12 protein-coding genes are annotated in these 11,662 nt (G+C 72.0%); 6 read left to right on the top strand and 6 right to left on the bottom strand.

Going from position 1 to position 11,662, the window contains the following annotated elements; genetic code table 11:
* Positions 1-20: 20 nt before the first annotated feature.
* Genes AOM00_RS08150 through AOM00_RS08140 form a run of 3 tightly spaced genes read right to left on the bottom strand, consistent with a single transcriptional unit; the run spans position 21 to position 2,421 of the window.
* A complete protein-coding gene (locus tag AOM00_RS08150; protein ID WP_062517329.1) occupies positions 21-725 on the bottom strand; it encodes a CE1759 family FMN reductase in 705 nt (234 codons plus the stop codon).
* On the bottom strand, positions 722-1,225 hold the full coding sequence (locus tag AOM00_RS08145) for a MarR family winged helix-turn-helix transcriptional regulator (protein ID WP_062517328.1): 504 nt from the start codon (positions 1,223-1,225) through the stop codon (positions 722-724). The genes AOM00_RS08150 and AOM00_RS08145 overlap by 4 nt, the downstream gene beginning before the upstream one ends.
* A gap of 8 nt (positions 1,226-1,233) precedes the next feature.
* Positions 1,234-2,421: a CE1758 family FMN-dependent luciferase-like monooxygenase gene (locus tag AOM00_RS08140; RefSeq protein ID WP_062517327.1), complete on the bottom strand. Its 1,188-nt coding sequence runs from the start codon at positions 2,419-2,421 to the stop codon at positions 1,234-1,236.
* A gap of 143 nt (positions 2,422-2,564) precedes the next feature.
* Here AOM00_RS08140 and AOM00_RS08135 point away from each other — a divergent pair, with 143 nt between their 5' ends.
* The 3 genes from AOM00_RS08135 (at position 2,565) to AOM00_RS08125 (ending at position 5,280) form a co-directional block, all read left to right on the top strand.
* Positions 2,565-3,209: an MBL fold metallo-hydrolase gene (locus AOM00_RS08135; protein WP_062517326.1), complete on the top strand. Its 645-nt coding sequence runs from the start codon at positions 2,565-2,567 to the stop codon at positions 3,207-3,209.
* An 83-nt stretch (positions 3,210-3,292) separates the two neighbouring features.
* A complete protein-coding gene (locus tag AOM00_RS08130) occupies positions 3,293-3,628 on the top strand; it encodes an ArsR/SmtB family transcription factor (protein WP_062517325.1) in 336 nt (111 codons plus the stop codon).
* Positions 3,625-5,280, top strand: a complete 1,656-nt coding sequence (locus tag AOM00_RS08125; protein WP_062517324.1) for a SulP family inorganic anion transporter — start codon at positions 3,625-3,627, stop codon at positions 5,278-5,280. The genes AOM00_RS08130 and AOM00_RS08125 overlap by 4 nt, the downstream gene beginning before the upstream one ends.
* Here the strand turns inward: AOM00_RS08125 and AOM00_RS08120 are convergent.
* The 3 genes from AOM00_RS08120 to AOM00_RS08110 are packed head-to-tail and all read right to left on the bottom strand — an operon-like array spanning position 5,250 to position 9,517.
* Positions 5,250-6,014 (bottom strand): fructosamine kinase family protein, encoded by a 765-nt coding sequence (locus AOM00_RS08120; protein WP_062517323.1) that lies wholly within the window; start codon positions 6,012-6,014, stop codon positions 5,250-5,252. The two genes, AOM00_RS08125 and AOM00_RS08120, sit on opposite strands and share 31 nt — an antisense overlap.
* Before the next feature lie 25 nt (positions 6,015-6,039).
* Complete coding sequence (locus tag AOM00_RS08115; RefSeq protein ID WP_062517322.1) at positions 6,040-7,275, bottom strand: MFS transporter; 1,236 nt, start codon at positions 7,273-7,275, stop codon at positions 6,040-6,042.
* A gap of 4 nt (positions 7,276-7,279) precedes the next feature.
* Positions 7,280-9,517, bottom strand: a complete 2,238-nt coding sequence (locus AOM00_RS08110) for an exo-beta-d-1,3/1,6-glucosidase (RefSeq protein ID WP_062517321.1) — start codon at positions 9,515-9,517, stop codon at positions 7,280-7,282.
* A gap of 95 nt (positions 9,518-9,612) precedes the next feature.
* On the opposite strand from AOM00_RS08110, the gene AOM00_RS08105 reads away from it, so the two are divergent.
* The 3 genes from AOM00_RS08105 (at position 9,613) to AOM00_RS08095 (ending at position 11,644) form a co-directional block, all read left to right on the top strand.
* Positions 9,613-10,191 carry a TetR/AcrR family transcriptional regulator gene (locus AOM00_RS08105; RefSeq protein ID WP_062517320.1) on the top strand — a complete coding sequence of 193 codons (579 nt, stop codon included), beginning with the start codon at positions 9,613-9,615 and terminating at the stop codon, positions 10,189-10,191.
* A gap of 135 nt (positions 10,192-10,326) precedes the next feature.
* The gene (locus AOM00_RS08100) at positions 10,327-10,908 is read left to right on the top strand and encodes a hypothetical protein (RefSeq protein WP_062517319.1); all 582 of its coding nucleotides are present in this window, start codon (positions 10,327-10,329) and stop codon (positions 10,906-10,908) included.
* Between the two features lie 232 nt (positions 10,909-11,140).
* The gene (locus AOM00_RS08095; protein WP_062517318.1) at positions 11,141-11,644 is read left to right on the top strand and encodes a hypothetical protein; all 504 of its coding nucleotides are present in this window, start codon (positions 11,141-11,143) and stop codon (positions 11,642-11,644) included.
* Positions 11,645-11,662: the final 18 nt, after the last annotated feature.

Genomic DNA, 11,662 nt, shown 5'->3' with positions numbered 1-11,662 from the left:
CGTCTGCCAGGGGAGAGGCCTCAGCCCTTGCGCGGATCGAACGGATCGTCGTCGGTGCTCGGGCGCAGCGTGCCGCCGGTCGCGAGCCGCATGAGGTCCGAGTCGAGGTCGATCTCGAGCTCCGTGCCACCCGCCGAGCCGTAGGTGTGCTGGTAGGCGCCCCACGCATCGTCCCTCACGGCGCGCGCGAAGCCGGACTCCATGAGCAGCACCAGCTCGCGGGCGGCGCGGTCGATGCGGGTGCCGAAGCCCGTGTCCGTCCAGTCCTCGGTCGAGGCGAACAGGCTGGTGGGCACCGGGAGCGCGCGGAGGTAGGCGAACAGCGCGCGCATCTCCTCGTCGACCACGAGCGCATGGCGCGCCGTCCCGGCGGTCGCGGCCAGGATGACGGGCTTGCCGATGAGCAGGTCGTTGTCGAGCACCTGGAAGAAGCTGGTGAACAGCCCCGACGCGCCGGCCTTGTAGACGGGCGCGGCGGCCACGATCGCGTCGGCGGCGCCGAGGGCGTCGACGGCACGGGTGAAGCGGGGGCCGAGCAGCTGGCTCGACAGCGCCGCCGGGAGCTCGGGGAGAAGCTCGCGCAGGTCGACCGTGGTGACGGTCACGGCGTGGCCGCGCTCCTTCGCGAGGGCGGTGACGCGCTGCGTGGCGCGGTCGGCGAGCAGGCGGGTCGAGGACGGGTCGGAGACGCCGGCGCTCACCACCACGAGGCGGAAGTCGGTCATGTCAGATCCCCTTCGGGGTCGGTCGCAAGCTTGAGGGAGAGGGATTCGAGGAGCGCGAGCTCCTCGTCGGTGAGACGGGAGGTGAGGGCCGCGGCGACCGAGGCGCCGTGCGCGCGCCCGATGCGGCGCTGGAGCGTGCGGCCCTCGTCGGTGAGCGTGAGGTTCGCCGCCCGCTTGTCGAGGGGGTCAGCGCATCGAGCCACGAGCCCGCGTTCGACCAGGCGGTCGACCAGCCGCGACAGCCCCGGCTGGCTCAGCAGCACGTGGCCGCCGAGATCGCCGAGCCGCTGCGGGGTCTCGCACTTGGAGAGCGTGTAGAGCACGTCGTACTCGCGCATCGTGAGGCCGTGCCAGACGTCCTCCGCCGCGAAGCCGCGTATGAGGACGCCGTGGGCCGCAAGGGCGGCCTCCCATGCATCGTTCGCGAGGCGTGTGCGGCCTCGCGGCGAACGCTGCGACGATGCGCGGGGTGCCGTCCGTGCGGAGGGTGCGGTGGGCATCGTCCCTCCTAGAGGGTCGGGTACTCCGCGGCGGCGGCCTCGGAGTCCTGGTAGGGCGAGCCGCCCGTGACGTTGTCGCCGCGGTTGGCGTTGGGGCGCGGCTGGCGCGGGGCCTGGTCGCCGTACTTGGCCTTGACCAGGTCGGCGTGCGACGGCGGGTTCGCCGGGGCCTCGGGGTCGCGACGCGCCTCGAGCTCCTCGCGCAGGACCGGCACCACGTGCTCGCCCAGCAGGTCGAGCTGCCTGAGCACCATGTCGACGGGCAGGCCGGCGTGGTCGACGAGGAACAGCTGGCGCTGGTAGTCGCCGAAGGCGTCGCGGAAGGTCAGGGTCTTGTCGATGACCTCCTGCGGGCTGCCGACGCTCAGCGGCGTCATCTCCTCGAAGTCCTCCATGCGCGGGCCGTTGCCGTACACGGGTGCCTCGTCGAAGTAGGGGCGGAACTGGTCGTGCGCCTCCTGGCTGTTCTTCGCGATGAAGGCCTGACCGCCGAGCCCGACGACCGCCTGCTTGCGGGTGCCGTGGCCGTAGTGCTCGAAGCGCTGGCGGTAGAAGGTGATGAGGCGCTTGTAGTGCTCCTTGGGCCAGAAGATGTTGTTCGCGAAGTAGCCGTTGCCGTAGAACGCGGCCTGCTCGGCGATCTCGGGGGTGCGGATCGAGCCGTGCCAGACGAACGGCGGGACGTCGTCCAGGGGGCGCGGGGTCGAGGTGAAGCCCTGCAGCGGGGTGCGGAACTGACCCTCCCAGTCGACCACGTCCTCGCGCCACAGGCGGTGGAGCAGGTTGTAGTTCTCGAGCGCGAGCGGGAGCCCCTGGCGGATGTCCTGGCCGAACCAGGGGTAGACGGGCGCGGTGTTGCCGCGGCCGAGCATGAGGTCCATGCGGCCCTTCGCGAGGTGCTGGAGCATCGCGTACTCCTCGGCCAGGCGCACCGGGTCGTTGGTGGTGATGAGCGTGGTGCTCGTGGTCACCGTGAGCGTCGTGGTGAGCGCCGCGATGTGGGCGAGCAGCGTCGTGGGAGACGAGCTGAAGAACGGCGGGTTGTGGTGCTCGCCGATCGCGAAGACGTCCAGCCCCACCTCCTCGGCGTGCACGGCGATCTTGACGATGTTCTCGATGCGCTCCGCCTCGGAGGGCGTGTGGCCCGAGACCGGGTCGCGGGTGATGTCCGAGACGGACATGATGCCGAACTGCATGGTGTGCCTCCCTGTGGGGCTGTCGCCGCCGGGCCCGGGACGGGTGTCCCGGCCGATGACGCCAATTATATGCGTACGCATGTAACTAACGCGAGCGTCGCCGTTTCATTCCCGCGGGACGATGCGCATGGTTGGGTGGAGGCATGCGCCTCACCAAGCACGCCCACGCCTGTGTGGAGATCTCCGCCGGGGGCGGACACCTGCTGATCGACCCCGGCGTCTACACGCCGAACGCGGCGGAGCTCATCGTGGCCACCGACGCGGTGCTCCTCACGCACGAGCACCCCGATCATGTCCACGCGGACGCGATCCGGGGCGCGCTCGGGGTGCGCCCCGAGCTGCATGTCTACGGTCCGGACGCCGTGGTGGGGCGCTGGGCCGAGGCGCTCCCCGCGCAGGTCACGGTGGTCGCCCCGGGCGACGCGTTCGAGGCCGGCGGGCTGGCGGTGACGGTCCACGGTGGCGCCCATGCGGTGATCCACCCGGACCTGGCGAGGTTCGTCAACGTCGGGTTCCTGGTGGGCGGCAGGATCTTCCATCCGGGCGACTCCTACGAGGCGCCCGGCGTCGAGGTCGAGGTGCTGCTCGTCCCGGTGAGCGGGCCTTGGGCCAAGCTCGGGGAGGCCGCCGACTTCGTGCGCGCGGTGGCCCCGGCGCGCGCGGTCCAGATCCACGACGCGATGCTCTCGGAGATCGGCGTCGCGTCGGCGACGCGGTTCCTCGGCGCGGGGGCCCTGGTGCCGCTCGATGTCGAGCATCTCGAGCCGGGGGAGTCCATCGAGGTCTGACGGCGGCTCACTTGGTGGCATGATGAAGTCATCAAGTCGAGGATTCGCGAGCGTGGGTCCCGAGCCCGGCTGAGGGGGCGACGATGGACACAGGCAGACCGCTCAACGAGGTCAAGGCGGATCTGTTCAAGGGCCTCGCGCATCCGTTGCGCATCCGGGTGCTCGAGCTGCTCGACGAGGGCGAGGAGCGCGCCGTCGCGGAGCTGCTCGAGCGGACGGGCCTCGAGGCCTCGCACCTGTCCCAGCACCTGCGCGTGCTGCGCGGCTACGGGCTGGTCACCGCGGAGCGACGCGCAAGCTCGGTCTACTACCGGCTCGCCCACCCCTCGGTGAGCGGCCTGCTCGCGGCGGCGCGCATCGTCCTCGCGGACGTGCTGCGTCCGCGCGAGCCGCTCGACGAGCAGGAGGCCGCACGATGATCGGCGGTCGTGCGGGCGCGCTCCTGCCCCGCCGCGCGGACTACGCGGGCCTGCGCGGCTCGTGGCGCGGCGACCTGCTCTCGGGGCTGAGCGTGGGCGTGGTCGCGCTGCCGCTCGCGCTCGGGTTCGGGGTGACGTCCGGTGCCGGTGCGGAGGCGGGGATCGTCACCGCGATCATCGCGGGCTTGGTGGCGGCGGTCCTCGGCGGCTCGCATGTCCAGGTCTCGGGGCCCACCGGGGCGATGGTCGTGGTCCTCGCGCCCATCCTGGCGAGGGAGGGCGCGGGCGCCCTCGCGCTCGTCACGGTGATGGCCGGCGTGCTGGTGATCGCCGCGGGCGTCGCCGGCCTGGGCCGCCTGGTCGGGCTCATCCCGTGGCCCGTGATCGAGGGTTTCACGCTCGGGATCGCGGTCATCATCCTCCTCCAGCAGGTCCCCGCGGCCGTGGGGAGCACCGAGGGCGCACACGGCGCCAAGGCGCTCCCCGCCGCGCTCACGGCGCTCGTCCACCTCGACGGCGCGGCGGCGTGGCGCTCGCTCGCGCTGGTCGCGCTCGTGGTCGCGGTGATGGTGGCCTGGCCCAGGGTCACGCGCGCGGTCCCCGGCACGATCATCGCCATCGTCGCGGCGACGCTCGCCACCGTCGCGCTGGGCTGGAGCGTGCCCACCATCGGCGCGCTCCCCGCAGGGCTGCCCGCACCGGCGCTGCCGGCGTGGGACCTCGACGCGCTCCAGCGGCTCGCGATGCCCGCCGTGGCGATCGCGGCGCTCGCGGCGATCGAGTCCCTGCTGTCGGCGCGCGTGGCGGCCTCGTATGCGGACGTGGGCGGCTACGACGCGGACAGGGAGCTGGTGGGGCAGGGGCTCGCCTCGATCGCCTCCGGGATCTTCGGCGGCATGCCCGCGACGGGAGCCATCGCACGCACCGCAGTCAACGTCCGGTCGGGCGGGCGCACGCGCCTCGCGGCGGCCGCTCATGCGATCGTGCTCCTCGCCGTGGTGCTCGTCGCGTCGACCCTGGTGGAGAGGATCCCGCTCGCGGCGCTCGCGGGCGTGCTCATGGTGACGGCGGTGACCATGGTGCGACCCGCGCTGGTGCGGGCGGTGATGAGGGCGTCGCGGCAGGACGCCGTCCTCTTCGTGCTCACCGCGGTCGTCACGGTGAGCGTGGACCTCATCTACGCGATCGCCCTCGGCGTCGCGGCGGCCGCGCTGTTCGCGCTCAGGACCGTCGCGCTGGCCGCCGGCGTGCACCGCGAGGAGCTGCCCCGCGACGCCGCGCTCGGGGACGAGCGGATCGCGCTGCTGCGCCTCGACGGCGCCCTCTTCTTCGGGGCCGCCGACCGCGTGCTCGAACGCGTCGGGCGCGTGCATGGGGTCGAGGTGGTGATCCTGCGCATGTCTCAGATCCGGATGCTCGACTCGACCGGCGCGCAGATCCTGGGGGAGATGGTGACCGCGCTCGAGCGTCGCGGCGTCACCGTGCTGGTCAAGGGGGTGCAGCGCCGGCACCTTCCGCTGCTTCAGCACACCGGCGCGCTCGACGCGCTCGCGGACACCGACCACCTGGTCGACGATCTGGACGAGGCGGTGGCGAAGGCGCGTGCGGTCGTGGCCGCGGCCTATGACGGATCGAGCCGCAGCACCGCCTGAGCGGCGTCGGTCAGCGCGACGCCGTAGCCGCGTCCGTGGCCCGCGGCGTGGACCGCGAGCGGATGGAGCTGGTGGAGCGGAACCCGTGCTCGCCATCCCGGCGCGAGCGGCGCCGCCTCGAGGTACCCGGCCAGCGCATCGTCCAGGAAGGGCAGCCCGAACAGCGCGAGCATCGCGAGGTCGGTCTCGGGATGCCCGCCGTGCGCGGCGGGGTCGATGAGCACCACGCCGTCGGGGGAGAAGAGGACGTTGCCGGCCCACAGGTCGCCGTGGATCCGGGCGGGAGGGGCGCCGTCGTCGAAGGCGCCGCTCGCGACGAGGTCGCACGCGCGGTGCACGATGCGGGCCTCGTCCTCGTCGAGGAGGCCGGCGGCGAGCGCGGGGGCCAGGAACGGGCGCACGCGGGCCTCGGCGTAGAAGGCGCCCCAGCTCTCGTGCGTGAGCGCCGGCATCTCGCGGCTGCCGATGAAGAGCGGCCCGTCCCAGGCGTCGGGGCGTGCGCCGAAGGCCGGTGCCCCTGCGGCGTGGGTGCGCGCGAGATCGCGGCCGAACTCCCTGGCCGCGCCCGCGCTCGGGGACGCGTGCGCGACGCGCTCGAGGACGATGCGGCCGGGCGCCACGTCGATCACCGCGACGGTACGCGCGCCGCCCGCCGCGGCGAGCCAGCGCAGCCCCGCCGCCTCGGCCTCGAAGAAGCCGGGCGGCGCGGCGCGGTCGGACTTGGTGTGGTGCATCAGGGCCCAGTGTCCCGAACCAGGCTCAGGGGGCGGGGGACGCGGGCTCCTTGCGCGTCGCCATCGAGCCCGCCAGCAGCACGATGAGCACGCCAAACACTGGCACCAGCGTGAGGCCCGCCCGCAGCGACGACTGATCCGCGATCCAGCCCACCAGCGGCGGGGAGAGCAGGAAGGCGAGGCGCAGCAGCCACGACAGGATGGTGAGCCCGGTGCCGGGGCGCAGCCCCGGGAGCTCGTCGGCCGCGTGCATCGCGCCGGGGATGAGCGTCGCGACGCCGAAGCCCGCCGCGCCGAATCCCAGGATGGTGCCCCACGGCGACGGGAAGGCGAGCGCGAGACCCATGCCGACCGCGACGAGCGCACCGCCGGCACGGGCCACCGCCCGCTGCCCCCAGCGGTCGACCATCCCGTCGCCCAGGAGGCGCCCGATGAACTGGCAGCCCTGCATGGCGACGAACGCCAAGGCCGCAAGCCCCGCGCCCGCGAGGAGCTCGTCGGACATGTAGGAGGCGGACCACGTCGACGCCGCGTCCTCGGCCCAGCCGCCGCCGATCGCGATCACCGTGAGGGCGAGCAGGACGCCCCAGGTGCGGAGCGGGATCCGCCGCAGCGGCGTGTGCTGCGGCACGGCGGCCTCGCCCGCGGCGTGCTCGACCTCCGACTCGGTGGGGGCGTCCTTCCTGAGCAGCAGCGGGGATGCGGCGACGTTCATCGCGATCACGATCGCGAGCGTCGCCGCGAACTGCCACGGCACCGCGATCCCGAGCCCCGCGCACGCGCCTCCGATGAGGCCGCCGGTGACCGCCCCGATGGACCACAGCGCGTGGAAGGAGTTGAGGATCGAGCGCTTGTAGAGACGTTGGACCTCGAGGCCGTGCGCGTTCTGCGCGACGTCCACCCAGGCATCGGTGACGCCGACCAGGAACAGCGCGGCTCCGAACGTCCAGACGCCCGGCGCGAGCCCGGCGGCGAGCATCGCGCTCGCGCTCACGGCCATGGTGACGGTCGCGACGCGTCCCGAGCCGAACCGCCGGATCATCGCGGCGGCGAGCAGCCCGAGCGCGAGCGCGCCGATCGACCACATGGCCATCGCGACGCCGAGCGTCCCGTACGAGATCCCGAGCCCCGCCCTGATCTCGGGCACGCGCGGGGCGAAGCCGCCCAGCACGATGCCGTTGGTGAAGAAGATCAGCGAGACGCCCAGGCGGGCGCGTCGGAGGTGGCGCGCGACGGGAGCCGCTCCCGGGGGGACGGTCATGGCCTCACGCTACCGAGAAGTCTGCGGACAGCAGGTCGGACAGCCGTGACGACGGTCCGACCAGCACCTGGAAGGCGCCCGGCTCGACCACGCGCTCGCCTCGAGCGGTCACGATGCTGCAGTCCGCGACCGGGATCCGCACCGTCGCCTCGACGGACTCGCCGGGGGCGACCTGGACCTGGGTCACGCCCTTGAGCTCGCGGTCGGCCCACGTCGCGGAGGTGATGACGTCGCGCACGTAGGCCTGCACCGTCTCGAGCACCGGGCGGTCGCCCGTGTTGGTCACGGTGACGGTCGCCTCGACGGCGTCCTCGAGCCCGACGGCCGGGGCGGCGACGCGCAGGTCGGAGTACGCGACGCTCGAGTACGACAGACCGTCGCCGAACACCCAGCGCGGCTCCTGCGTGAGGTCCGCGTAGCGGTAGCCGTGCTGCGCGTCGATCTGGTTGTAGAACGTGGGCTGCTGGCCCACGTGCCGCGGCCACGAGATCGGGAGGCGTCCGCTCGGCTCGATCCGCCCGAGCAGGAGCTCGGCGAGCGCGGTCCCGCCGGCCATGCCAGGGTTGGCCGCCCAGATCACGGCCGCGGCGCGGTCCGCCGACGGCGGGAGCACATGCGGCTTGGACGCGAGCACCACGAGCACCACCGGGGTGCCGGTCTCGACGAGCGCGTCGAGCAGCGCGACCTGGCCGCCGAGCAGGTCGAGGGTGGCGGTCGACTTGCCCTCGCCCACCAGCTCGATGCGGTCGCCCAGGACCGCGACCACCGCATCGGCGCCTTGGGCGGCGGCCACCGCCTCGGCGATCATCGCCTCGTCGGGCTCGACGGGGAAGGCGATGTGCGGGCGCGGCTGGCCGTCCGGGAAGAACGCGCCCTTGGGGTCCGGGCCCGTGGTGATGATCTCCGCGCCCTTGGCGTACGTGACCTCGGATCCCGCGGGTGCGAGCGCGCGCACACCGTCGAGCACCGTGGAGATCATCTCGCGCGGGTGGCCCTCCATGAGCCAGTCCGCCTGGCCGGAGGCGCCGGCCCAGTCGCCGAGCGTCCAGTCCGCGTCGTCCGCGTTCGGGCCGACCACGGCGAGGCGCAGCGGTCGGTCGGCGGGAAGCGGGAGCGTGCCGTCGTTCTCGAGCAGCACGAGCGACCGGCGGGCCACGTCCAGGTTGAGCGCACGATGCGCGGGCTGGGCGACCACCTCGCGCTGGCGCTCGGGGTCGGGCAGGCGCGGGTCCTCGAACAGGCCCAGGTCGAACTTGAGCGTGAGGATGCGCGACACGGCCTCGTCGATGCGCGACTCCTGGAGGAGCCCCTGGGCGACCGCATCCTGCGCTCCCTGGAAGAAGGCGGGCGTGGTCATGATCATGTCGTTGCCCGCGTTCACCGCCGCGGCGGCGGCGTGCGCGTAGTCCGGGAACAGGCGCTGCTCGCGGACCAGGTTGCCCACGTTGTCCCAGTCGGTGATGAGGGTGCCGTCGTAGCCCCACTCGTCGCGCAGCACGTCCTTGAGCAGCCATTCGTTGATGGTGATCGGCACCCCGTCGGTGGACTGGTATCCGAGCATGAACGTGCCGCAGCCGGCGCGCGCCATGCGCTCGAACGGCGGGAGGTACCACGAGCGCAGCTTGCGCCGCGAGATGTCGGCCTCGGAGGCGTCGCGTCCGCCCTGGGTCTCGGAGTACCCGGCGAAGTGCTTGGCGGTCGCGAGGATGGCCGTGCGGTCCGAGAGCCCGTCGCCCTGGTAGCCGCGGACCATCGCGGCCCCGAGCTCGCCCAGCAGGTAGGGGTCCTCGCCGAAGGTCTCGGACACGCGGCCCCACCGCAGGTCGCGTGCGATGCACAGCACGGGGGAGAAGGTCCAGTGGATGCCGGTCGCCGCGACCTCGACGGCGGTGGCGCGGGCGACGCGCTCGAGGAGGTCGGGGTCGAACGTCGCGGCCATGCCGAGCTGCGTCGGGTAGATCTCCGCGCCCCTGAAGAACGAGTGGCCGTGGATGCAGTCCTCGCCGATCAGCAGCGGGATGCGCAGTCGGGTCTCCTCGACCAGGGAGTGCGCGAGCGCGAGGCGCTCGGGGGAGGCGTGCAGGATCGAGCCGACGTGGAGCTCCTCGATGAGGTGGGGGACGCCGTCGTACGTGTGCATCTGGATCATCTGCCCGACCTTCTCGGGCAGCGTCATGCGGCCCAGCAGATCGGCGACGCGCTCGGGGGTGGGGAGCGTGGGGTCGAGGTAGGGAGCGGTCACTGCGGTTCCTTTCGCACGGCTGCGGGCGGGGCTGTCCCGAGATTTCTACCACATGGTAAAATGTGGTGTCGAAACGATGCAAGTGGAGGGCGTGCATGGTGACCAGGGAGCTGTCGGATCGGGGCGCCGAGACGCGTGCCCTCATCCTCGACACCGCGCTTGCGGCCTTCGCCGAGGGCGGCTACCGCGGCACCTCGGTGCGTGAGATCGCATCGCGGTGCGGCCTCACGCATCCCGCGTTGCTCTACCACTTCCCGCGCAAGCCCGACCTGCTCATGGCGGTGCTCACGCGTCGCGACGAGGCGGACGGCGGCGAGGGCTTCGAGGAGCTCGGGCCGCGCGCGATGCTCGACCATCTGGTGGCCACGGCGCGGCTCAACGCGACGCAGCGCGGCGTGGTCGAGCTCTACGCGACGCTGTCGACGGAGGCCTCGAGCCCCGACCATCCGGCGCGCGCCTACTTCCAGGCGCGCTACGCAGCGCTCGTGGGCAACCTCGGGCGCGCCTACCGTGCGCTCGCGGAGGAGGGCGCGCTCGCGCCGGGGGTCGATCCGGAGGCCGCGCCGCGCCAGCTCGTGGCGCTCATGGACGGCCTGCAGGTGCAATGGCTGCTCGATCCCACGGTCGACATGGCCGGCGTGCTCGAGGCGCACGTGCGTGCCCAGTTGACATGACAGCGAAGTTCTCGGTTGATATGTCACCGATCGGGACCGAGGTCCCTACCGAGCTGTAAGTCGCGCTCCTAGGTTCGTACCAGGCGCTACCCCGGCGCCGAGAGCCTTCAAGGCTCGCGACAAAGGAGAATGACAATGGCAGTCAACTCGCAGGTCGCGGAGACCTCCTCGACCACCCGCAGCGCCTTCGGCTGGCGCATGCTCAGCGTGACCCGCATCGCGCTCGGCTTCTACTTCCTCTGGGCCTTCATCGACAAGCTGCTCGGACTCGGCTTCTCGACCTGCCGCACCGTCGCGGAGGACGGCTCGTTCACCATCGACGCGTTCTGCGAGAAGGCATGGATCGGCGGCGGTCACGTCACCGAGGGCTACCTGGTCTACGGCGGCAACGTCAACAGCCCGTTCCACGACTTCTTCGTCGACCTCGGCGCCCAGCGCTGGACCGACGTGATCTTCATGCTGGGCCTGCTGGGCGTGGGCCTCGCGCTCATGCTGGGCATCGGCACCAAGGTCGCCGCCTACTCCGGCGGCCTCATGCTCCTGTTCATGTACATGACCCAGATGTGGCCCGCCACCAACCCCATCCTCGACGAGCACCTCATCTACATCGTCGCGATCCTCGGCATCGTGTACGTCGAGCTGGAGCACCAGCCGATCGGGCTCGGCAAGTGGTGGAGGAGCCTGTCCTTCGTCAAGCAGAACACCTGGCTGGTCTGACCACCACGGCAGTTCTCACGGGGTCCCGCGCCACGGCGCGGGGCCCCGTTTTCGTTGCGTTCCAGCACGAACGCAGGCAAACGGGGGTAGCGTGGACGAAGCGGACAAGGGAGCCCGCCGATACGAACCGCATTCGCATCTCACCCGGGAGGCAGTGATGGAAACGACCGAACCGACGACAGCAACCAGCAGCTCGACCAGCCGAAGCGGGTTCGGCTGGGCCATGTTGAGCGTGACGCGTATCGCGCTCGGCTTCTACTTCCTCTGGGCCTTCCTGGACAAGCTCCTCGGCCTCGGGTTCTCGACGTGCCGCACCACCGCGGAGGACGGCTCGTTCACCATCGACGCCATGTGCGACAGCGCGTGGGTCAACGGCGGCCACGTCACCGAGGGCTACCTGGTCTACGCGGGCAACGTCAACAGCCCGTTCCACGACTTCTTCGTCGACCTGGGCGGTCAGCGGTGGACCGACTGGCCGTTCATGCTGGGCCTGCTGGGCGTGGGCCTCGCGCTCATGCTGGGCATCGGCACCAAGGTCGCCGCCTGGGCGGGCGGCCTCATGCTGCTGTTCATGTACATGACCCAGATGCCGGTGTCGACCAACCCGGTCCTGGATGAGCACCTCATCTACATCCTGACCATCTTCGCCGTGGTGTGGGTCGAGCTCGAGCACCAGACCATCGGCCTCGGACGATGGTGGCGCGGGCTCGTGGGGAGCAACACCTGGCTGGTCTAGCAGGCTGGACGCACGAGG

The organism is Demequina gelatinilytica, assembly GCF_000971115.1.
Lineage (GTDB): Bacteria > Actinomycetota > Actinomycetes > Actinomycetales > Demequinaceae > Demequina > Demequina gelatinilytica.
The sequence above is the reverse complement of the archived record's forward strand: the minus strand, read 5'-3'. Positions and strand labels throughout refer to the sequence as shown.